21 protein-coding genes are annotated in these 21,732 nt (G+C 44.7%); 11 read left to right on the top strand and 10 right to left on the bottom strand.

Translation table 11 applies throughout. The annotated features are described in order from the left end of the window. Positions 1-22: 22 nt before the first annotated feature. The 3 genes from ihfA to pheS all read right to left on the bottom strand — a co-directional run bounded on the left by ihfA (position 23) and on the right by pheS (position 4,222). Entirely contained in the window at positions 23-319 is a 297-nt protein-coding gene (gene ihfA, locus A3K86_RS04090; RefSeq protein WP_036752850.1) for an integration host factor subunit alpha, read from the bottom strand. A gap of 513 nt (positions 320-832) precedes the next feature. Further along, positions 833-3,220, bottom strand: a complete 2,388-nt coding sequence (pheT, locus tag A3K86_RS04095) for a phenylalanine--tRNA ligase subunit beta (protein WP_068328115.1) — start codon at positions 3,218-3,220, stop codon at positions 833-835. Between the two features lie 18 nt (positions 3,221-3,238). Continuing rightward, positions 3,239-4,222 (bottom strand): phenylalanine--tRNA ligase subunit alpha, encoded by a 984-nt coding sequence (gene pheS, locus A3K86_RS04100; protein ID WP_068330190.1) that lies wholly within the window; start codon positions 4,220-4,222, stop codon positions 3,239-3,241. A 460-nt stretch (positions 4,223-4,682) separates the two neighbouring features. Here pheS and A3K86_RS04105 point away from each other — a divergent pair, with 460 nt between their 5' ends. Beyond that, positions 4,683-4,940, top strand: a complete 258-nt coding sequence (locus A3K86_RS04105; protein ID WP_068328118.1) for a YiaA/YiaB family inner membrane protein — start codon at positions 4,683-4,685, stop codon at positions 4,938-4,940. A gap of 47 nt (positions 4,941-4,987) precedes the next feature. After that, positions 4,988-5,419, top strand: a complete 432-nt coding sequence (locus tag A3K86_RS04110; protein WP_068328121.1) for a hypothetical protein — start codon at positions 4,988-4,990, stop codon at positions 5,417-5,419. Positions 5,420-5,550: 131 nt separating this feature from the next. Here A3K86_RS04110 and rplT read toward each other — a convergent pair whose 3' ends face one another. The 6 genes from rplT to A3K86_RS04140 all read right to left on the bottom strand — a co-directional run bounded on the left by rplT (position 5,551) and on the right by A3K86_RS04140 (position 9,773). Then, entirely contained in the window at positions 5,551-5,904 is a 354-nt protein-coding gene (rplT, locus tag A3K86_RS04115) for a 50S ribosomal protein L20 (RefSeq protein ID WP_048897216.1), read from the bottom strand. A 43-nt stretch (positions 5,905-5,947) separates the two neighbouring features. After that, positions 5,948-6,142: a 50S ribosomal protein L35 gene (gene rpmI, locus A3K86_RS04120; protein ID WP_036832349.1), complete on the bottom strand. Its 195-nt coding sequence runs from the start codon at positions 6,140-6,142 to the stop codon at positions 5,948-5,950. Positions 6,143-6,240: 98 nt separating this feature from the next. Next, positions 6,241-6,792, bottom strand: coding sequence for a translation initiation factor IF-3 (gene infC / locus A3K86_RS04125; RefSeq protein WP_084406507.1), 552 nt, complete (start codon positions 6,790-6,792; stop codon positions 6,241-6,243). 3 nt (positions 6,793-6,795) lie between these two features. Next, a complete protein-coding gene (gene thrS, locus A3K86_RS04130; protein WP_068328127.1) occupies positions 6,796-8,724 on the bottom strand; it encodes a threonine--tRNA ligase in 1,929 nt (642 codons plus the stop codon). Between the two features lie 182 nt (positions 8,725-8,906). Then, on the bottom strand, positions 8,907-9,230 hold the full coding sequence (yqfB, locus tag A3K86_RS04135; protein WP_068328130.1) for a N(4)-acetylcytidine aminohydrolase: 324 nt from the start codon (positions 9,228-9,230) through the stop codon (positions 8,907-8,909). A 153-nt stretch (positions 9,231-9,383) separates the two neighbouring features. Further along, positions 9,384-9,773 carry a carboxymuconolactone decarboxylase family protein gene (locus A3K86_RS04140; protein WP_068330192.1) on the bottom strand — a complete coding sequence of 130 codons (390 nt, stop codon included), beginning with the start codon at positions 9,771-9,773 and terminating at the stop codon, positions 9,384-9,386. Positions 9,774-9,971: 198 nt separating this feature from the next. Between A3K86_RS04140 and hutC the strand changes: the two genes are divergently transcribed. The 8 genes from hutC (at position 9,972) to A3K86_RS04180 (ending at position 18,934) form a co-directional block, all read left to right on the top strand. Then, a complete protein-coding gene (gene hutC / locus A3K86_RS04145; protein WP_068328133.1) occupies positions 9,972-10,676 on the top strand; it encodes a histidine utilization repressor in 705 nt (234 codons plus the stop codon). A 168-nt stretch (positions 10,677-10,844) separates the two neighbouring features. After that, the gene (hutI, locus tag A3K86_RS04150) at positions 10,845-12,056 is read left to right on the top strand and encodes an imidazolonepropionase (protein ID WP_068328135.1); all 1,212 of its coding nucleotides are present in this window, start codon (positions 10,845-10,847) and stop codon (positions 12,054-12,056) included. Further along, a complete protein-coding gene (locus A3K86_RS04155) occupies positions 12,046-13,131 on the top strand; it encodes a formimidoylglutamase (protein WP_068328137.1) in 1,086 nt (361 codons plus the stop codon). Before hutI ends, A3K86_RS04155 begins: the two co-directional genes overlap by 11 nt. 54 nt (positions 13,132-13,185) lie before the next feature. Then, on the top strand, positions 13,186-14,892 hold the full coding sequence (gene hutU / locus A3K86_RS04160) for a urocanate hydratase (protein ID WP_068328141.1): 1,707 nt from the start codon (positions 13,186-13,188) through the stop codon (positions 14,890-14,892). 24 nt (positions 14,893-14,916) lie between these two features. Beyond that, a complete protein-coding gene (gene hutH, locus A3K86_RS04165) occupies positions 14,917-16,452 on the top strand; it encodes a histidine ammonia-lyase (protein ID WP_068328144.1) in 1,536 nt (511 codons plus the stop codon). Positions 16,453-16,771: 319 nt separating this feature from the next. Then, the gene (locus A3K86_RS04170; RefSeq protein WP_068328149.1) at positions 16,772-17,638 is read left to right on the top strand and encodes a fructosamine kinase family protein; all 867 of its coding nucleotides are present in this window, start codon (positions 16,772-16,774) and stop codon (positions 17,636-17,638) included. 91 nt (positions 17,639-17,729) lie between these two features. Beyond that, positions 17,730-18,383, top strand: a complete 654-nt coding sequence (gene hxpB, locus A3K86_RS04175) for a hexitol phosphatase HxpB (protein WP_068328151.1) — start codon at positions 17,730-17,732, stop codon at positions 18,381-18,383. A 347-nt stretch (positions 18,384-18,730) separates the two neighbouring features. Next, on the top strand, positions 18,731-18,934 hold the full coding sequence (locus A3K86_RS04180; RefSeq protein ID WP_068328153.1) for a CPXCG motif-containing cysteine-rich protein: 204 nt from the start codon (positions 18,731-18,733) through the stop codon (positions 18,932-18,934). A 129-nt stretch (positions 18,935-19,063) separates the two neighbouring features. On the opposite strand, the gene A3K86_RS04185 is transcribed toward A3K86_RS04180, so the two are convergent. Then, complete coding sequence (locus A3K86_RS04185) at positions 19,064-19,678, bottom strand: riboflavin synthase (protein WP_068328155.1); 615 nt, start codon at positions 19,676-19,678, stop codon at positions 19,064-19,066. Between the two features lie 305 nt (positions 19,679-19,983). Between A3K86_RS04185 and A3K86_RS04190 the strand changes: the two genes are divergently transcribed. Further along, a complete protein-coding gene (locus tag A3K86_RS04190; protein WP_269747605.1) occupies positions 19,984-21,720 on the top strand; it encodes a sensor domain-containing diguanylate cyclase in 1,737 nt (578 codons plus the stop codon). Positions 21,721-21,732 lie beyond the last annotated feature (12 nt).

A 21,732-nucleotide genomic window follows, 5' to 3' on the forward strand; every position in this document is an offset into this window, starting at 1 on the left:
TGATTAGAAGCAAAAATTCGTGTTATTTTTCAATCTTGATGTTTTCTACACGAGCTTTAAGCTTTTGGCCTGGGCGGAAAGTCACTACACGACGCGCAGAAATAGGAATATCTTCACCCGTTTTTGGATTTCGTCCTGGACGTTCGTTTTTATCACGAAGATCAAAATTACCAAAACCTGATAACTTAACTTGCTCTCCGTTTTCTAGTGCTTTTCTGATTTCTTCAAAAAAGACTTCCACCGTATCCTTGGCGTCCCGTTTGCTTAATCCAACATTCTCAAACAGGTTCTCAGCCAAATCGGCTTTTGTGAGCGCCATAGATAACTCCCTCAAGACTAGTTGAATGGATTGCATACAAGACTATGTCTTGCAGCCCTTAATAGGTTGGCTGTGCCGACACTGAATCCAAATGATATTACCCTCTTGTTCATTTGTTGTGATTCAGCTCAAGCTCAACTGTAGTCAAGTTTAAGCCAACTTGCTGATTTCCGCCAACTTTTTTAATTGAACAAACGTAATTTTCAGCACTAAAATCACGAACTAATGGCATATTTAAATAACGTTGGACATGCCTATCACGCATATCAATTGAAAGCAAATACCATTAGAGCGCTATTATCCAAAATTAATTGCCAGCAATATCACAATTTTCAGTATCATCGACCACCCTCGTTCAGGATGATATTTTTGAGAAATAGATCAAAAAAAATCACTATTTCTCTGTGTTTTATTAGTAACTTAGCGAGTTACTGTTCAATATCCATTCGATTTTAGCACAAAAAAACCCCACCATAATGGCGGGGTTTGTATTCGCAATTCGCGTCAAATTACTTAGTCACGTAGACTAGCACCGAAACGCTCAGCAAGAACAGCAACGATACTATCAACAGCACCAGCAATGTCCGCTTCTTCAAGGGTACGCTCTGCAGATTGTAGTGTTAGCGCAATTGCTAGGCTCTTCTGACCTTCTTCAACACCTTTACCACGGTAAACGTCGAATAGGTTAACGCCAGTTAGAAGCTCACCACCGTTTGCACGACATACTTCAACTACGTCACCAGCAGCAATTTCTTCGTTTACAACAATCGCGATATCACGACGGTTTGCAGGGAACTTAGAAACAACAACAGCTTCAGGTAGTTCACGAGTATTGATTGCATCCCACTCGATCTCGAATACGATAGTACGGCCGTTAAGACCAAACTTACGCTCTAGCTCAGGGTGAACAGTACCAATGATACCTACTTCTTTACCGTCAACAACGATAGCCGCTGTTTGACCTGGGTGAAGTGCTGGGTGCTTAGCTGGTTTGAAACCAAATGCAGCTTCATTTGCAGTTAGCTCAAGAACCGCTTCCAAGTCACCTTTTAGATCGAAGAAATCAACAGTGTTGCTTTCGATATCCCAGTGCTCTTCGCTACGGTTACCAGCGATAACACCAGCAAGCATTGGCTCTTGACGCATGCCATTTTCAGCGGCTTCACAAGGAATGAAACGTAGACCGTATTCGAATAGACGAACGCGTGGTTGCTGACGTTTCTGGTTGTGTACAACTGTGTTTAGCAGACCTTGAATAAGGCCAAGACGCATCGCTGACATATCCGCAGAAATTGGGAATGGCAGGATTAGCGGCTCAACGTCAGGCACGATCAGTTTTTGTTGCTCTGGTTCTACGAAGCTGTAAGTAATTGCTTCGTGGTAACCACGGTCAACAAGAAGGTCACGTACGCGCTTAAGCGGTAGGTTTGCTTCTTTGTGATCGTTCATGCTTAGCGCAGCAACAGGTGATTGGTTAGGAATGTTATCGTAACCGTAGATACGACCAACTTCTTCAATCAGATCTTGCTCGATAGCAATATCAAAACGCCATGTTGGTGCAGTTGCTGTCCAGCCTTCCGCTGAAGCTTCAACTGTTAGACCTAGACGCTCTAGGATTTCAACAACATCGCTATCAGCAATGTGGTGACCTAGAAGGTTGTCTAGCTTAGTACGACGTAGGGCAACTGTGTTTGGCTTAGGTAGGTCAGCTTCTGACTCTACAGCAACAACAGGCGCTACTTCACCGCCACAGATTTCAACTAGCAGCTCTGTTGCACGCTCCATTGCGCTGTGTTGTAGAGCAAAATCTACACCACGCTCAAAACGCATAGAGGAATCAGTGTGTAGACCGTAGCTACGTGCGCGACCACGAATGTGATCAGGTGCGAAGAATGCACACTCAAGTAGTACGTCTTTAGTTTCAGTCGTTACACCAGACTCTTCACCACCAAAGATACCTGCAATTGCAAGTGCTTTGTTTTGGTCAGCGACAACGAGTGTATCTGCATTCAGTTCAGCTTCAGTACCGTCTAGAAGAGTTAGCTTTTCGCCTTGCTCTGCCATGCGAACCACGATGCCACCTTCAACCTTGTTTAGGTCGAACGCGTGCATTGGCTGGCCTTGCTCAAGCAGTACATAGTTAGTGATATCAACAACAGGATCGATCGAGCGAATACCACAGCGACGCAGTTTTTCTTGCATCCAAAGTGGTGTTTCAGCTTGAACGTTAACATTCTTAACTACACGACCAAGGTAACGTGGACATGCAGCCGTCGCTTTAACGTCGATAGAAACAGTATCATCGATAGATGGCGCAACAGCTTCAACTGCTGGCTCAGTCACATCTGCGCGGTTTAGTACACCTACTTCACGAGCAAGACCACGGATGCTGAAACAGTCAGCGCGGTTTGCCGTTAGGTCTACATCAACGGTTACATCTTCAAGACCTAGGAATTCACGGAAGTCAGTACCTAGTACTGCGCTTTCTGCTAGCTCAAGAATACCGTCAGACTCAACATCAATACCCAGCTCAGAGAAAGAACAAAGCATACCGTGAGAAGGCTGACCACGTAGTTTCGCTTTCTTGATCTTAAAATCACCAGGAAGTACTGCACCAACAGTAGCAACCGCAACTTTAATACCAAGACGACAGTTAGACGCACCACATACGATGTCTAGTAACTCTTCAGCACCAACATCAACTTTAGTTACGCGCAGTTTGTCTGCATCTGGGTGTTGTTCACACGAAACAACCTGACCCACTTTAACACCAGTAAATGAACCAGCTACAGGTAGTACGTCGTCTACCTCTAGGCCAGCCATAGTAATTTGGTGAGTTAGTTCGTCAGTGGTAACCGCAGGGTTTACCCACTCACGAAGCCAAGATTCGCTGAATTTCATTGTGATAAATCCTCTGGATTACTTGAATTGTTTTAGGAAACGAAGGTCGTTCTCGAAGAACGCACGCAAATCGTTTACACCGTAACGAAGCATGGTTAGACGCTCTACGCCCATACCAAATGCGAAACCAGAGTATTTCTCAGGGTCGATACCTACGCTGCGAAGTACGTTAGGGTGAACCATGCCACAACCTAGAACCTCAAGCCATTTACCGTTTTTACCTTTAACATCAACTTCTGCCGAAGGCTCAGTGAATGGGAAGTAAGACGGACGGAAGCGTACTTCAACTTCTTCTTCAAAGAAGTTACATAGGAAGTCGTGCAGAATGCCTTTAAGCTGTGCAAAGTTTACGTTTTCGTCAACCAGCATGCCTTCCACTTGGTGGAACATTGGCGTGTGTGTTTGGTCGTAATCGTTACGGTAAACACGGCCTGGTGCGATAAAGCGTAGAGGCGGTTTGCTTTCTTCCATAGTACGGATTTGAACACCAGAAGTGTGCGTACGTAGCATTAGATCTGGGTTAAAGAAGAAAGTGTCGTGGTCTGTACGTGCTGGGTGATCTTCAGCAATGTTTAGCGCATCGAAGTTGTGGAAAGCATCTTCGATTTCAGGACCTGCTTCAGTTGTGAAGCCTAGCTCACCAAAGAAGCTTTCAATACGTTCGATGGTACGAGTTACAGGGTGAATACCACCGTTCTCGATACGGCGACCAGGCATAGTCACGTCAATCGTTTCAGCTGCAAGTTTCGCTTCTAGCTCTGCTTTTTGTAGCGCGTCTTTGCGAGCTACTAACAGCGCTTGAACCGCTTGCTTAGCTTTGTTGATTTCCTGACCAGCAGTGCGACGCTCTTCTGGTGGTAGTTTACCTAGTTGTTGAAGTTGAAGAGTTAGCTCACCCTTCTTACCTAGGTACTGAACTCGGACTTCGTCCAGAGCGACTAGTGAATCAGCCTGCTCAATAGCTGCCGTTGCGTTGGCAATAATCTCGTCTAGATGTTGCATCATTTCCTCATCCACCCCATAGGTGGCGTCCATAAGGGAGATATAAATTCGCGTAACGATACATACTAAAGAAACAAGCGTCTAAATCCAAATTGAATTACAAGAAAAGTATGGGATTGAGTGAAAAAAAAACGCCTTTCCAGATCCCCTGTCCTGAAAGCACGCAATCACACCCAAATCAGCCCCTAATTAACTGTTTCAAAAACGATCCTTGGCCACCTCAATCTCGTGAACAGCAAACGTTAACCAACTAACAACATTGTTTCATTTGGGTGCAATATTGATCGCAAAACACCCCAAATAAAAAACAACGTTTAAAATTTATCGCATCTAAGCTTGCATTAATCCAAATTCACGCATAAATTAAAAACACTGTTCGATTGAGTGTTTTTAAGAACTATTTAAAACGGCCTAAAAACACTCAATAACTTAACTCTCTATATTTAAAAAGGAAATAACTATGAATCATCAAGACAAGTATTGGTTAATCTATGCTAAAGCTACTTTTGTTATCGCTGTTGTTGCTATGGTTATCAGTATCATAAAGCTACCTGGTGACTTACTGGTAAAAGGCTACTACGGCATTTGTAGTTTATTTCTAGTGAGCGCGACCATTACCTTGAGTAAAGCCGTCCGAGACCAAGCTGAATCTCACCGCTTAATCAATAAACTTGAAGAAGCGAAAACCGTTCAGATCCTCAATGAAATGGATGAGTAAGCCACACTAGTCATCTCACACAGCCAATATAATAAGCTATGCATTCTATGCTCCACCTCAAGCAGCAACTACAACAACAACGCCAGCAGTTAGCCACACTGCTGGCTAATCACCGACTCGCAATCAAACAAAGCCAACAAGCAGAAAAGCAACACAGCGGAATACTTATTGAACAACAAGATAGATTCCATAAAAAGCTTACTGCTCGCCCAACCAAGACCTCCGATCTCATGCGCCAAATAAAAGCGAGTCAGAAACAGCAGAAACGCTTAAAGCAATTGCAGATTATTACGAAGAAACGAGAAAAGTCTTACCAGCAAACGAAAATAGCACTCATAAACACCACGGAGCTATTAGAAGATTGCAGCAAAGTGAGCGCATTAGAACCACATACCTGCCCTCTTACATTGCAAATCGCAATGGAAAAACAGTTACGTATCAACGCAGCTAAAATTGCTCTCGGTTTTTCATCGATATGAAGAAATTAAATAAGGTAGAAGGTAGAAGGTAGAAGGTAGAAGGTAGAAGGTAGAAGGTAGAGGGATATTAAATGGCAGCAATAAAAAAAGGAGAGCCGAGGCTCTCCTTTTCAGATCAAACTGGACTGAAATTACAGTGCAGCTTTCGCTTTTTCAACTAGTACTGTGAAAGTAGCTTTGTCGAATACTGCGATATCAGCAAGGATCTTACGATCGATTTCGATAGACGCTTTCTTAAGACCGTTGATTAGACGGCTGTAAGACATGCCATTTTGACGAGCAGCAGCGTTGATACGTGCAATCCATAGTTGACGGAAAGTACGTTTCTTGTTGCGACGGTCACGGTAAGCGTATTGACCTGCTTTAGTAACAGCTTGGAAAGCTACGCGGTAAACACGTGAACGTGCACCGTAGTAACCTTTAGCTTGTTTAAGAACTTTCTTGTGACGTGCACGTGCTTGTACACCACGTTTTACGCGAGGCATAGGAGACTCCTAACTAAAATATTAAAAATAAAACTAAAAACGATTAAGCGAACGGAAGCATACGTGCAACAGCTGCCACTTCACACTTAGGAAGGATAGCGTTTGGACGAAGCTGACGTTTGTTCTTAGTAGTACGTTTAGTCAGGATGTGACGTTTAGTAGCGTGCTTAAACTTGAAACCACCAGCAGTTTTCTTGAAACGCTTAGCAGCACCTTTGTTGGATTTCATCTTAGGCATGATGAGACTCCGCATTGTTGATAGTTAATAATCTAGTAATCAGGCGAACAAAAAGCGCTGCGGTTAAGCAGCGCTTTTGCTACTTTCTAATGCCGTAATTACTTCTTCTTAGGGGCAAGCATCATCGTCATTTGACGACCTTCTACTCGATTAGGGAAGCTTTCGCAGACCGCTAGGTCTTCTAGTTCTGCCTTAATACGATTTAGAAGCTCGATACCAAGATTCTGATGGGCCATTTCACGACCACGGAAACGTAGTGTGACTTTACCCTTGTTGCCCTCTTCTAAAAAGCGAGTCAGGTTGCGTAGTTTTACCTGATAATCGCCTTCGTCTGTACCAGGACGGAATTTAACTTCCTTAACCTGGATTTGTTTTTGCTTTTTCTTTTGCTCTTTAGCAGCCTTGCTCTTTTCGAACAGGTACTTGCCATAGTCCATCACACGACAAACTGGTGGCTCGGCATTAGGGCTAATTTCGACTAAGTCTACACCAGCTTCGTTAGCATGATTCATCGCTTCATCAATTGAAACAACACCAATTGACTCACCATCGATGCCAGTTAAACGAACTTCGCGTACGCCACGAATCTCACCGTTAAGACGATGTGCGTTTTGCTTAACTGGTGCTTGGGTTCTTCTTCCGCCTTTAATACCTTATTCCTCCACAATATTGAGCTTACGACTGCTAATTTCTTCCTGCATAAATGCAACAAGATCATCAATCTTAAATTTACCCAAATCTTTACCCTTGCGAGTACGAACTGCAATCTCGCCTGCTTCAACTTCTTTGTCGCCGCAAACAAGCATGTAAGGCACTCGCTTCAAAGTATGTTCGCGAATTTTAAAGCCTATTTTCTCATTTCTCAAGTCCGCATTTACTCTAATTCCACTTTTTTGCAGTTTTTCGACAATTTCTTGAACATAATCTGCTTGGCTGTCAGTAATATTCATTACAACAGCCTGTTGTGGAGCTAGCCACGTAGGGAAGAAGCCAGCGTATTCTTCGATAAGGATACCGATGAAACGCTCTAGCGAACCTAGAATTGCACGGTGGATCATTACTGGAGTGTGACGTTCGTTGTCTTCACCCACGTAAGTTGCACCTAGACGCTCTGGTAGAGCGAAGTCTAGCTGAACTGTACCACATTGCCATGCACGATCTAGACAATCGTGCAGTGTGAACTCGATCTTAGGACCGTAGAACGCACCCTCGCCTTCTTGAATCTCGTATGGAATTTCCATTGATTCAAGCGCAAGTTTTAGGTCAGATTCCGCTTTGTCCCACATTTCGTCAGAACCTACACGCTTCTCTGGGCGAGTAGATAGCTTAACTTCGATGTTTTCAAAGCCGAATGTTGTGTATGTATCGTAAACCATCTTGATACATGCTGTCACTTCCTGCTGAACTTGGCTTTCAGTACAGAAGATGTGTGCATCATCCTGAGTGAAACCACGAACACGCATTAGGCCGTGAAGTGCACCTGATGGCTCGTTACGGTGACAACAACCAAACTCTGCCATACGTAATGGTAGATCACGGTAAGATTTTAGACCTTGGTTAAAGATCTGTACGTGACCTGGGCAGTTCATTGGTTTAACAGCATATTCACGGTTCTCTGAAGACGTCGTGAACATGTTCTCTGCGTATTTGTCCCAGTGACCAGAACGTTCCCAAAGAACGCGGTCCATCATTAGTGGACCTTTTACTTCTTGGTAACCGTACTCGTTTAGCTTGTCGCGTACGAATACTTCTAGCTCACGGAAAACAGTCCAACCGTTGTGGTGCCAGAACACCATACCAGGCGCTTCTTGCTGCATGTGGTATAGGTCTAATTGCTTACCTAGTTTACGGTGGTCACGCTTAGCCGCTTCTTCAAGACGCGTTAGGTGCGCTTTAAGAAGTTTCTTATCTTGGAACGCTGTGCCGTAGATACGTTGAAGCATCTTGTTGTCGCTGTTACCACGCCAGTATGCACCAGCAACGTTCAGCAGTTTAAAGTGCTGACAGAAGCTCATGTTTGGTACGTGAGGACCACGACACATGTCGATGTATTCTTCGTGATGGTATAGCCCTGGACGATCATCGCGAGATACGTTTTCGTCTAGGATTTCCATCTTGTAGGTTTCGCCACGTGATTCAAACGTATCACGTGCTTCCTGCCAGCTTACATTTTTCTTGATAACTTGGTACTTAGTTTTCGCAAGCTCAACCATGCGCTTCTCGATAACTTCAAGATCTTCTTGAGTTAGAGATTGCTCTAGGTCGATATCGTAGTAGAAGCCGTTGTCAATCGTTGGACCGATTGCCATTTTCACATCTGGGTACAGTTGCTTAATCGCGTGACCCAAAAGGTGAGCACAAGAGTGACGGATGATTTCTAGACCGTCTTCGTCTTTTGCAGTGATGATTTCCAGAGAAGCATCGTTTTCAATCAGGTCACATGCATCAACACGTTCACCGTTAACACGACCAGCGATACAAGCCTTAGCAAGGCCAGGACCGATAGATAGTGCTACGTCCATTGTTGAAACTGCGTTGTCGAATTGACGTTGACTGCCGTCAGGAAGAGTAATTACAGGCATTGAATTATCCTTACAGTGGTGCCACACACCAAGTAGCACATGTTAGTAGTAAAGCCTTTGAAAGCTTTGATGAATAAAATGAGAAACTTGCTCCCCAACCCCGCAATACAGAGCGATAGAGAGAGCAAAGTCTGGCGATGATAACAGAGCCTTTGACTGTAATGCAAAGACTCAATGAGTCATTATTGCTCAACCAGTTGATATGTAACGACGTAAAGCTGCTCAATACCCGGATAAATGTCATGGATAACCGCTTTAAGCTCATCCAGTGTCATATTTTCTTGCTCAGCATGAAAGTCATTCAAAGCGGAAAATTGAATTGGTGACACATCGAGAATTTTCAATTGGCAAAACCAACGATCATCTTCATAAGTAGACACATCGACCACTGAGCCAACTTTGTAGTGACTCTCAGCTTCATCGCGAATAGTGATGGTTTTCTTGCTGGCAAGAATATCTGCCTCAAAACGCTCAAAGAACGTCATTTCTGTTGGCGCAGTTTGCATAGGGGATCATGCCTCTATATAGATATGTATTATTGAAAATAGATACGTTTGTTGAAAATAAGCACAGATGCTAATAAAAGATGACTCAATAGCCATTACCGTAGCTTTCTTTGTACCAAAGCTTAGCTTTATGGCTGTTTTTATTCAGGCTTATTACTGCGCTTCTTGTTTGTTACGAAATTCAGCAAAAGCCGCTTTTGCCACTGTCATACCATTAATTGCCGCCGGGAAACCAGCATAGACAGACATTTGCAAAATCACTTCACTAATTTCTTTCTCTGAGCACCCTAAATTAAGCGCACCAACAATGTGGCCATGAAGTTGAGGCTGGCAATTACCCATCGCCGTTAATGCACCGATAGTGACCAGCTCACGGGTTTTAAAATCAAGACCATCACGCTGCAGTACATCACCAAATGGGTATTCAATGGTGTACTTAGCCAAATCAGGACATACATCAGCAAAAGCTTCCATCAAGCCTTCAGCACCGTTTGGCTCGAGTTCGTTAAGTTTATTGTATCCGCGCTGATATCTATCGTTCATAGCAACCAATTTAACCATTTGATTTGAAAGTCGATAAAATACCACCAATCCTTATATTCGCCTAAATTCTTACTCAACCCGTTTTACTGTTAATCAACGCCTGCAATAGTTTGAGCCACGCCAAACTCATCGTTGCCATTACTTGCAATAATCGTTGAATGTTGCTTTCATTTGTATAGGCAATTATGGAAAGCAACAATGAGTCAATCACCGCGATACTTACAAATTAAACAATACCTCAAGCAACATATCCAAAGCAGGACATGGACTCCTGGTTTTCGCATTCCCACCGAAATCGCGCTATCAGAACAATTTGGTGTCAGCCGCATGACGGCGAACAAAGCCATCAAAGAATTGGTTGCCGAAGGTCTACTACAACGCTCCCCTCGCCGTGGGACTTTTGTCTGTCACAAGAAAGCTGAATCTCCTTTGATGACCATCAGTAACATCGCCACTGAAGTGACAGAACGTGGTCATCATTATTCCAGTAAAGTGATTAATCAAAAGACTGTCACGGCAAATGACGATACCGCGTTGAAGCTGGGTGTAAGGCACGGCACGCCGCTTTTTTTTACACAGATAGTGCACTATCAAGATCAAGCGCCAATCCAGCTTGAGGAACGGTGGGTTAATCCGGATTTCGCCCCTGAATATCTAGCTCAAGACTTCACTGAACTGACCCCCAACGAGTACCTCGTTCAAACTTGCCCACTGAGTGATATTGAACATACGGTCGAGGCTATTTTGCCGTCCAAGCGTATTTCTACCCTACTCCAAATGCACGAATCAACGCCCTGTCTATTACTCAACCGTCGCACTTGGAGTAATAAGAATTTGATCAGCACCGCCTTGCTTTATCACCCTGGAGATAAATACAAATTGAGCTCTCGTAACCAAGTGTAATGTCATGTACTCACGTAATAGTGCATCACACTGACATTACTCACAAAATTAGTATGCGCTGCTTTTTTAATCGCATTATGATCACATTTCTTTTACATACCAGCTTGAGATTAGCGCAATAATTGTCTATTTATTTGTATATACATTAATAGACAAGGTGAAATGATCATGGATCGCGTACTAACAAATCTGAGTTTTGTTTCTATGCAGCCTGAAACTGGCTACCAGTGTATTCACGATGGTGTTATTGGCATTACGGGAAACAAAATTAGCTTTGTAGGTAAATCAAATGACGCTGATTTACATGGTCATCCTGATGTAATTGATTGCCAAGGCGCCCTTGTCACTCCAGGTTTTATCGATTGTCATACTCACCTTATATTTGCAGGTAATCGTGCCAATGAGTTTGAACAACGACTTCAGGGCGTGCCTTACGAAACCATTGCCAAACAAGGCGGTGGGATCCTCGCTACCGTCACAGCAACACGCGAAGCTTCAGAGGACACCTTATACGAGCTAGCCATTGAACGATTGGAAGGGCTTAAGCGTGACGGCGTAACTACCGTGGAAATCAAATCGGGTTATGGGCTCAGCCTTGAGGATGAACTCAAGATGTTGCGCGTTGCAAAACGCATTAACGAACTCGATGACATCAAGGTTTCGACTACCCTACTCGCCGCACATGCGCTTCCACCCGAATACAAAGATAAACCCGACGACTACATTGACCTGATTTGCCAGCAAATCATCCCAGCGGCAGCCGAGCAACAACTCGCAGATGCTGTTGATGTGTTCTGCGAAAACATCGGTTTTACTAATGCACAATGTCAACGCGTATTTATCGCCGCTATTGAGCATGGTTTATCGCTCAAAGGGCATACCGAACAGCTATCGAATCAAGGAGGTAGTGCCCTTGCCGCTTCAATGGGAGCCACCTCTGTTGATCATATCGAACACCTCGACCAACAAGGCGTTAACAGCTTAAAACATCACGGAACAGTGGCCACTTTATTACCCGGGGCTTTTTACTTTTTACGTGAAACCCAAATGCCCCCTATCGCGCACCTTAGAGCAGCCGAAGTGCCAATGGCAATAGCCACTGATTTTAATCCCGGCACATCGCCGATGGCTTCGCTGCGCTTAATGATGAACATGGCATCAACACTGTTTGGCTTAACGCCAGAAGAAAGTTTACGCGGTGTCACTTGCAATGCAGCCCAAGCGCTTGGCCTGCACGAAACTCGAGGTCAAATTCGCGTTGGTATGGAAGCAGATTTAGCGATTTGGCAGCTTGAACATCCTGCAGAATTAACTTATCGAATTGGCGTACCTGATTTATTGGCGCGCGTTGTTGACGGAGCTTTCTTCTATGCCGATTGATACCCGAACTGCAGTTATCGACATGAGCCCTTGGCAAGGTAGACACGATCCTGAAGATGGCGAACTTGGTATGCGTTGGCATCATAAAGTCATGCCCGCAGATAACGCTAATGAACAAGGGATCATGTTGCTAGGCTTTGCTTGTGATGAAGGCGTGAATCGCAATAAAGGGCGCACAGGCGCTTACGATGCACCAATGGCAATCCGTCGAACTCTCGCCAATATGGCGTGGCATCACAAAGAACCCGTTTACGATGGTGGCAACATTCATTGTAACGACGGTAATCTTGAGCAAGCTCAACTGCGATTAGCCGATGATGTCGCCCGAGCACTGCGTCAAAAGCACAAAGTTATCGTTTTTGGTGGTGGTCACGAAGTTGCTTGGGGCACGTTCCAAGGTTTAGGCAATTATTTGCTGCAAAAGCAAAACATTGAGCAACCGCTTGACGATGTCAGTTGGACGGCAACACCGTCATCACAAGCGACGCAACATGCAAACCAAGCCACCAATAACCATATACCGCGTATTGGCATCATCAACTTTGATGCTCATTTTGACCTTCGTAACCTACCGGATTCACTCGGTGGCACATTAGGCAGTTCTGGCACGCCATTTCATCAAGCTGCGCGTTTTTGTGAGCTACAAGGCTGGCCATTTCAGTATGCTTGCCTTGGTGTCAGCCGTCCGAGCAACACCCAAGCGTTATTCGCCAAAGCCGATAAACTTGGCGTGACTTATATTGAAGACACCGAGCTTACCTATAACAAGCTTGATCACGCCCTTGAGGCCTTAAATCACTTTATCGCGCAGTGTGATCACCTTTATCTCACCATCGACATGGATGCCTTTCCTGCTGCCGTCGCACCTGGAGTCAGTGCTCCTGCCGCTAAAGGGATCCCTTTGGATATTGCTGAAGCCCTCTTACAACCGATTTTCAACGCCAGAAATGCGCATCACGAGCGTAAGTTACTGGTCGCTGATATTGCAGAATTAAATCCGAGGTTTGATATCGATAATCAAACTACACTACTAGCAGCTCGATTAGCTTGGCTCATTGCCCAAGCAATCCGCTAAAGACAACACACCTTAGCAGTAGGAATAAAAGGTGTTCGTAACAAGGAGTTTATAATGACGCACCATACCGCTACATCACGGTTAGATGAAAGCCGCCGTATCATCGCCCCAACAGGCACCACATTAAATGCGAAATCATGGTTAACCGAAGCCCCACTTCGTATGTTGATGAATAACCTGCATCCTGATGTTGCTGAACATCCCCATGCTCTTGTGGTGTATGGCGGTATTGGACGCGCAGCCCGTAACTGGCAATGCTTCGATAAGATTGTTGAAGTACTAAAACGCCTTGAAGATAACCAGACTCTGCTGGTGCAATCCGGTAAGCCTGTTGGCGTCTTCCAAACCCACAAAGATGCCCCTCGGGTACTGATTGCGAACTCTAATCTTGTCCCTCATTGGGCGAATTGGGAACACTTCAACGAACTCGATAAACAAGGGCTGATGATGTACGGCCAGATGACAGCGGGCAGTTGGATCTACATCGGTTCGCAAGGCATAGTCCAAGGAACATACGAAACCTTCGTCGCAATGGCAAAACAACATTTCAACGGCGACGCGAACGGTCGTTGGATCCTCACAGGTGGTCTTGGCGGCATGGGTGGTGCTCAGCCGCTCGCAGCAACCATGGCTGGTTTCTCTATGCTGGCTGTTGAATGTGATGAAAGTCGTATCGATTATCGCCTACGTACAGGCTATGTCGACTGCAAAGCGACCAATTTAGATGAAGCACTCGCGATCATTGAAGAAGCCAAACAAACAGGTAAACCGGTTTCTGTTGGCTTACTTGGCAACGCTGCCGATGTTTACAGCGAACTTGTTGAGCGCAATATCACCCCAGATGCTACGACAGACCAAACTTCAGCTCACGATCCGCTAAATGGTTACCTACCACAAGGTTGGAGCATGACTCATGCTGCTGAAATGCGCCAAAAAGATGAAGCTGCCGTCGTAAAAGCCGCGAAGCAATCAATGGCGGTACAGGTGAAAGCCATGCTGACATTACAATCTCGCGGCTCTGCAACAGTTGACTACGGCAATAATATTCGCCAAATGGCCTTTGAAGAAGGCGTGACTAATGCCTTTGATTTCCCTGGGTTTGTGCCGGCATATATACGCCCATTATTCTGCGAAGGTGTTGGTCCTTTCCGTTGGTCGGCACTCTCAGGTGATCCTGAAGATATCTATAAAACCGATCAAAAAGTTAAAGAGCTGATCCCAGATAATCCTCACCTTCATAATTGGTTAGATATGGCGAAAGAGCGTATCCAATTCCAAGGACTTCCAGCGCGTATTTGTTGGGTAGGATTAAAAGACCGTGCTCGCCTTGGTCTTGCCTTTAATGAAATGGTGAAAAATGGCGAGCTAAAAGCGCCAATCGTAATTGGTCGAGATCACCTTGATTCTGGCTCTGTGGCTAGCCCAAACCGCGAAACCGAAGGCATGATGGATGGTTCAGATGCAGTTTCTGACTGGCCGCTATTGAATGCCCTTCTCAACACAGCATCAGGGGCAACGTGGGTATCACTCCACCATGGTGGCGGTGTGGGTATGGGCTTCTCGCAACACTCAGGCATGGTCATTGTGTGTGACGGCAGTGATGAAGCTGCTGAGCGTTTACAGCGTGTACTTCGCAACGACCCAGCGACGGGAGTGATGCGTCACGCCGATGCGGGTTACGACATCGCTATTAACTGCGCCAAAGAGCAAGAGCTCGATCTGCCGATGTTAGATGCCCAGTCATCACCATCAAACCAATAATAATGACGGCAAAGGAAAGCAAACATGCATCATATTGAAATCTTACCGGGCAAGCTGACCCTTAATCAGCTCCGTCACGTTAGCCGTCATAGTGTGCAAATCTCACTTCATGCTTCGGCTTACGATGACATGCTAACCAGTGTCGATGCTGTCACTCGTGTGATTGAAGAAGACAAAACCGTGTATGGCATCAACACTGGATTTGGCTTACTCGCCAACACACGTATTGCGGTAGAAGATCTTGAAACCTTACAGCGCAGTATCGTGCTCTCCCATGCTGCTGGTATTGGTGAATTCATGGACGACGCTACTGTTCGCCTCATGATGGTGTTAAAAATCAATAGTCTGGCACGCGGCTATTCCGGTATCCGCCCTATGGTGGTCGAAGCCCTAATCCAACTGTTAAACGCCGAAGTGTACCCGTGTATTCCTAAAAAAGGCTCTGTGGGTGCATCCGGTGACTTAGCCCCATTAGCACATATGAGCACAGTGTTATTGGGTGAAGGTGAAGCCCGTATTAAGGGCGATATTGTTTCTGGAAAAACCGCATTAGAGTATGCAGGACTCACGCCTATTACGCTGGCACCGAAAGAAGGATTAGCCCTGCTTAATGGTACCCAAGCATCAACGGCTTTTGCGCTCGAAGGCTTATTTGCAGCCGAAGATTTATACGCATCTGCCACCGTGTGCGGTGCCATGTCGGTTGAAGCCGCATTAGGTAGTCGCCGTCCGTTTGACCCACGTATTCATCGTGTTCGTGGTCATCGTAGCCAAATGGATGCCGCAGAGGCTTATCGCCACCTACTCGATACCACCAGCGAAATCGGGCAATCACATAAGCAGTGTGAAAAGGTACAAGACCCTTATTCACTACGCTGCCAGCCACAAGTGATGGGCGCGTGTCTCCAACAGATCCGCCATGCTGCACAAGTACTCGAAGTGGAAGCTAACTCTGTATCTGATAACCCGCTCGTTTTTGCCGAAGACGACGATATTATCTCTGGTGGTAATTTCCATGCTGAACCTGTAGCTATGGCGGCAGACAACTTAGCGCTAGCAATAGCCGAGATAGGCAGTTTATCAGAACGCAGAATGGCACTCTTAATCGACAGTGGTTTAAGTAAACTACCACCGTTTTTGGTCAACAATGGCGGTGTTAATTCAGGCTTTATGATCGCACAAGTCACCTCAGCAGCACTGGCAAGTGAAAACAAAACCCTCGCCCACCCAGCGTCGGTTGATAGCTTGCCTACATCGGCAAACCAAGAGGATCATGTATCCATGGCGACCTTCGCAGCACGCCGCTTAGCCGATATGTCAGCCAATACTCGTGGTATCTTAGCGGTTGAATTACTCGCAGCAGCGCAAGGGATTGATTTCCGCCAACCACATAGAAGTTCTGAACGGATTGAACATGCCAAACATTTGCTGCGTGAGCGTGTCAGCTTTTACGACAAAGATCGTTACTTCGCACCAGATATCGAAAATGCGAATACTTTATTACTCGAAGCCCATTACAACAGTTTGATGCCAAGCCGCTTACTTCCAAGCCTGCATTAAGCTCAAAAGTAACTTCGAATTACGCGTTAACATAACAGGAGGTATGCTAATACCTCCTGTTTTTTCAGCCAATTACCACATTCACTACAGCGAAACGTTTCCTTTCCCGCCTTAGAAATAACCTTCGTCAAACGTCTTATTTCATGCGCTTTTGGGCAGTGATTTGGCAGGAAAGTCCACGCATCAAATCAACATAGCGATAAAACCTTGATAAACGCACGGTTATTTGTTCGATAAATAGTCTAATATGTTGATGAAACCTTAGGCTTTTCAAGCGTTGATACATTTCTTCATTGATCGATTTGCCGTGGAGGGTGCTATGTGGCAAGCAATTTCTCACCAGCTTTCAGATGTACTGGATCGACCGTTCAAAATTCGGGAACACCAACCTGTTGATGGTGGCGATATCAATCAATGCTTTTGTATCAGCGATGGTGAAGATCGTTTCTTCATCAAATTGAATGACCGCGAACATGTCGCCGTATTTGAAACCGAAGCGGAAAGCTTACGCTTGCTCAATGAAGCGGACTGCATTGAAATCCCGCAACTGATCCACCTTGGCACTTGCCGAGAGAAATCCTTCTTAGTGCTCAATTATCTCCCAACCAAAGCGATGGACGATGAATCCTCATTTGAGTTAGGGCGTTCACTGGCTAACTTGCACCTATGGGGCGAACAAGCAGAATACGGCTTTGACCTCGATAACTATATTGGGCTAACACCGCAACCTAACAAGTGGCGTCGAAAATGGTGCCGTTTCTTTGCGGAACAACGTATCGCATGGCAACTACAACTCTGCGAAGAAAAAGGGATTCGCTTTGGTAGCATAGATACCATTACTGGCAACGTCATTGACTATCTCGTTCATCATCAGCCAAAACCTTCATTGCTTCACGGTGATTTATGGCATGGCAACTGTGCACTTTCAGTTAATGGCCCTATCATTTTTGACCCTGCCAGTTATTGGGGCGACCGTGAATGCGATATTGCTATGACAGAGCTATTTAACGGCTACCCTCCAAGTTTTTATGAAGGCTACAACCAAGTATGGCCACTGGATGAAGGCTATGAAGATCGTCGCGACCTTTATAATCTCTACCATGTTCTGAACCACTGCAATCTATTCGGTGGAGAATATCTACGGCAGGCAGAGCACATAATCAATAAACTTGGCTTGACGGAATAATCCTCGCTGCATAATCTCATTTCTTCACATCGCCTGATCATTAACATGTTCAGGCGATGCTTCTGTTTGATAACCATAATGGCTATGTAAGATGTTAAAAGCGGCTGTATTTGATATGGATGGCCTATTGGTCGATTCCGAACCTTTCTGGCAAAAAGCGCAAGTTGAAGTATTTCAAAACCTTGGGGTTGCAATGACCCAAGAAGACACATTAGAAACCACTGGTTTACGTGTCGATAAAGTGGTTGAGCTTTGGTTTTCTCGCCAACCATGGCAAGGACCTAGCTGCGAAGAAGTGACGGCAAATCTTGTTCGTCGCGTTGAAGAGTTAGTTGCAGAATACAAACCTATGATGCCGGGTGTTCGTGAAACATTAGCGCACTGTAAAGCACTGAACTTGAAACTGGCGGTAGCATCATCTTCACCGATGAGCCTGATCCAAACCACTTTAAAATCACTTGAAATTGAAGACGAATTTGAAGTAGTTGTGTCTGCTGAACACCTACGTTTTGGTAAACCTCACCCAGAGGTGTACATCAATGCTGCTGATGCACTGGGTGTTGCCCCTGAATATTGTGTCGCATTTGAAGATTCACTTAATGGTGTATTAGCAGCAAAAGCTGCTCGCATGAAAGGGATCGTAGTACCAGAAGATGTTGTGGCAAGTGATCCTCGCTGGGCGATTGCCGATAGTAAACTTTCCTCGCTTCACGAAGTAAATCAAGAATTATTAACCTCTTTATAATTAATAATTTTTCACAGCTTGGTGCAAAGTCATAACATCTTGCATCAAGCTCAACTTTTGTCTCCTCTGCGCTTCATCGTTTGTTCCCTTTTCAACACTTTATAAATCCTTCGCATAAGCCTGTTTGAGCATATAGCTAGAAAAATTATCCAATTTTGGGATCTAGTTATTTATCAGTCTCTCAATTTACTTACGAAATCAAACTTTATAGTTAATTTTAGGCAGAAAGAATAACGACACGCTAAAGTGAAAATATATCGACGTCCACTAACACGATACACAAAAGATGTTCGCATATAAGCAAGGACGCTTAAGCAGTATGTGCCTAGCGCATTGAGGAGTTACAGATGAAACATTATTCAGAACAAACGGCCACCTGCCCACACTGTGGTCATCATATTCACATTACGTTAGACACTAGCGGTGGAAGCCAAGAGTTTTATGATGATTGCCCTGCTTGCTGTCATGCTATTCATCTCAACATGCAGGTTGATGAACAACATAAAACCATTAACCTCTTTATTGATGCCGATGATGAGCAAATCTTCTGAGCACTCATAAAAGACAAGTAAAGTTGATGTTGTTGGCTTCAATTCAATTCGTATGGCAGCAGAGTTATAAGCACTAGAAACAACAACGCCCAGCTAATGCTGGGCGTTATTATTTTCATTGAATCTTGTTTAGCTCGCGGCTTTACTCGCCATCACACGCTCAACCGTATCCACTACGGCTTGAGTTTGCGGATCGATTTCGATATTGATGACATCGCCTTGCTCACGCCAAGATAAGTTAGTACGCGCTAACGTCTCAGGGATCAAATTAACGTTAAAGGTGTTATCCACCACATCACCAATAGTCAGACTAATACCATCAATCCCAATATAACCTTTGGTGAACACATACTTCATCTGCGCAGCAGGCATGGTAAACCAGACTTGGCAATTGTTTTCAGTGCGGATCACCTCCTTCACGGTCGCTGTACACATAATGTGTCCAGACATAGAATGACCGCCAATCTCATCACCAAACTTAGCAGCTCGCTCGATGTTGACCTTATCGCCCACTTGCATCAAACCTAAGTTAGTCACTTTAAGTGTTTCCTGCATCAGGTCAAATGAAACAAGATCGCCATCAACCTTAGTCACCGTCAAACAACAACCGTTATGAGCAATAGACGCCCCGAGTTCAATTCCCGCTAGCCAAGCTTGGTCTAAGCGTACAACATGGGTTTGAAACTGCTCTTTTTTCTCAATCGCAACAATCTCTGCCGTACCTTGCACAATACCTGTAAACATATTGTCTCCACCATTTAAGATGTCATCGAGATACTTGTATGAGTAAGCATACTAGCATCACCATGAATGTAGTTATTTTCTTGCTACCTTAACGTTTCATGATAGATAAATCTTCTATTTCTTCTATAACGTTTGAAACATTCATACTTGTTATATTATCCTTTCGCCATCTCTTTTAGCAGAATATTACTTACGTGCCACGTTGGATGCCTAATATGGTGAATATAAACACCAAAAATTTGAGCTTTCGGGTCCAAGTAACGTTATCACTTCTCGTACTGATAACTGCGATCCCTATCGGCTTAATGTGGTATGCCAGCTCTGACCAAATTTTGCAAAAAAGTGTCGAACAAATGTTTCGACAATCTAGTCGTGTTATCACCAACCATCTCGATGACTTCTTCGACGAAGCTTACACTGTTTACCAACATCAAGATAAAAGCGATCAGGACTTTGCTCAAATTGTGCAAGATCGCGACAAATTACTGGCTTACCTTTCTAGCGTTCTCGCTCACCACCAACAAATCGATTATCTCTACTTTGCCAATGCTGAAGGCGGCCTACTCTCACTTGGTCGTGACAAAAACGGTAACTTTATTCGGATTGAAACTGAGCATCCCAAAGCAGGGAAAACCATTAGCTATAGTGCTGACGCATCGGGCAAAGGTACTCAAATCATCAATACGAATGAACACTTCGACCCTCGTGTTCGCCAATGGTATCGCCGGGCAGTAACCAGTAATAGACCTGTGTGGAGTGATATCTACCCAGGGGCTATCGAAAAAGTATTAGGTGTGAGCTTAGCGAAAGCGCAATACGATGAGCAGGGCAACCTTCTTGGTGTATGGGGCTTAGATCTAACCTTAAACACACTCCAACACGAGTTGGCGAAAAACACCCTCAGTAAAAACAGCAGCATTATGCTGATCAGTGAAGAAGGGACGATTGTTGCTAGCTCAACAGACCAATTTCCTCCTCTAATGGAGTTAGGCACCCCGCTTACTCCTGTCGCGAATATCCTATGGAACAAAATCAATTTAGCGCCCAATGGCGGTGAGCCCCGCGTTTCAAAGTTTCATGTCGGGCGCGATCCGTGGATTGGTGCCCATACCCAATATCAAATTGGGCAAAAGCGTCATTTAACCATTCTTTTTATATCCCCTATGTGTGATTTCATCGGGGAATTTATTGCCACCAAATACTTCGCTGTTGCCTTCACTCTTTTTTTGGTCTCTCTTGCTATTTTTTACGGCTCAAAAGTAACCCACTATATGCTTCGCCCTATTGCTCAGCTCCAACGTGGCGTCAAACTGATCAGTGGTGGTAAATGGAGCTCGCGAATAAAAGTCAATCGTCAAGATGAACTTGGGCTACTTGCTTCTTCATTTAACGATATGGCAGATCACCTTCAAGCGACTATCCAACAACTTAAATTAGAGCAAAGTGAAACCACCCGCTTGAACGAACTGTTGGCGAAAAGCAATGCAGAGCTTGAACAAAAGGTGCAAGAAAGAACCGCTGAGCTAAAAAACGCCAACATACAGTTACAGTACCTAGCCAATATCGACCCATTAACCCAAGTTGCTAACCGCCGTTTCTTCTGGCAACAAATGGAGCAGCGAAAATACCAAAGCAAAGGCTGGTTATTAATTCTCGATATAGATAACTTCAAGAAAATCAACGACACGCATGGTCACTTAGTTGGTGACGATGTTCTTCAACATTTTTGCCGAGTATGTACCAACTGTATTGGCGACCAGAGTTTATTTGGTCGAATTGGTGGCGAAGAATTTGCTATTTTCATTGAACAGCATCAGGTAAAAGATATTCGCCAATTCACAAAATGCTTACTTACCATGGTAAGTAAAACGCCAATGGCACTAAAACATACCAATATTCACTTAACGACCAGTATTGGCGTTACAGAAACCACACCAGAGCAAACAAACGCGTATGCACTGGCTGATAACATGTTATTGCAAGCGAAGAGTGAAGGTAAAAACCGAGCCATTTTTTACCACGGGGAAACCATAACTGCTTGATTACTTGCGTAG

Source organism: Photobacterium jeanii, from assembly GCF_001650345.1.
In the GTDB taxonomy this organism is placed as follows: Bacteria; Pseudomonadota; Gammaproteobacteria; order Enterobacterales; family Vibrionaceae; genus Photobacterium; species Photobacterium jeanii.

What these genes read in the sequence shown, in the direction of transcription:
- ihfA (WP_036752850.1), bottom strand. Translation starts at nt 319, where the DNA reads ATGGCGCTCACAAAAGCCGATTTGGCTGAGAACCTGTTTGAGAATGTT.
- pheT (WP_068328115.1), bottom strand. Translation starts at nt 3,220, where the DNA reads ATGAAATTCAGCGAATCTTGGCTTCGTGAGTGGGTAAACCCTGCGGTT.
- pheS (WP_068330190.1), bottom strand. Translation starts at nt 4,222, where the DNA reads ATGCAACATCTAGACGAGATTATTGCCAACGCAACGGCAGCTATTGAG.
- A3K86_RS04105 (WP_068328118.1), top strand. Translation starts at nt 4,683, where the DNA reads ATGAATCATCAAGACAAGTATTGGTTAATCTATGCTAAAGCTACTTTT.
- A3K86_RS04110 (WP_068328121.1), top strand. Translation starts at nt 4,988, where the DNA reads ATGCTCCACCTCAAGCAGCAACTACAACAACAACGCCAGCAGTTAGCC.
- rplT (WP_048897216.1), bottom strand. Translation starts at nt 5,904, where the DNA reads ATGCCTCGCGTAAAACGTGGTGTACAAGCACGTGCACGTCACAAGAAA.
- rpmI (WP_036832349.1), bottom strand. Translation starts at nt 6,142, where the DNA reads ATGCCTAAGATGAAATCCAACAAAGGTGCTGCTAAGCGTTTCAAGAAA.
- thrS (WP_068328127.1), bottom strand. Translation starts at nt 8,724, where the DNA reads ATGCCTGTAATTACTCTTCCTGACGGCAGTCAACGTCAATTCGACAAC.
- yqfB (WP_068328130.1), bottom strand. Translation starts at nt 9,230, where the DNA reads ATGCAAACTGCGCCAACAGAAATGACGTTCTTTGAGCGTTTTGAGGCA.
- A3K86_RS04140 (WP_068330192.1), bottom strand. Translation starts at nt 9,773, where the DNA reads ATGAACGATAGATATCAGCGCGGATACAATAAACTTAACGAACTCGAG.
- hutC (WP_068328133.1), top strand. Translation starts at nt 9,972, where the DNA reads ATGAGTCAATCACCGCGATACTTACAAATTAAACAATACCTCAAGCAA.
- hutI (WP_068328135.1), top strand. Translation starts at nt 10,845, where the DNA reads ATGGATCGCGTACTAACAAATCTGAGTTTTGTTTCTATGCAGCCTGAA.
- A3K86_RS04155 (WP_068328137.1), top strand. Translation starts at nt 12,046, where the DNA reads ATGCCGATTGATACCCGAACTGCAGTTATCGACATGAGCCCTTGGCAA.
- hutU (WP_068328141.1), top strand. Translation starts at nt 13,186, where the DNA reads ATGACGCACCATACCGCTACATCACGGTTAGATGAAAGCCGCCGTATC.
- hutH (WP_068328144.1), top strand. Translation starts at nt 14,917, where the DNA reads ATGCATCATATTGAAATCTTACCGGGCAAGCTGACCCTTAATCAGCTC.
- A3K86_RS04170 (WP_068328149.1), top strand. Translation starts at nt 16,772, where the DNA reads ATGTGGCAAGCAATTTCTCACCAGCTTTCAGATGTACTGGATCGACCG.
- hxpB (WP_068328151.1), top strand. Translation starts at nt 17,730, where the DNA reads ATGTTAAAAGCGGCTGTATTTGATATGGATGGCCTATTGGTCGATTCC.
- A3K86_RS04180 (WP_068328153.1), top strand. Translation starts at nt 18,731, where the DNA reads ATGAAACATTATTCAGAACAAACGGCCACCTGCCCACACTGTGGTCAT.
- A3K86_RS04185 (WP_068328155.1), bottom strand. Translation starts at nt 19,678, where the DNA reads ATGTTTACAGGTATTGTGCAAGGTACGGCAGAGATTGTTGCGATTGAG.
- A3K86_RS04190 (WP_269747605.1), top strand. Translation starts at nt 19,984, where the DNA reads ATGTGGTATGCCAGCTCTGACCAAATTTTGCAAAAAAGTGTCGAACAA.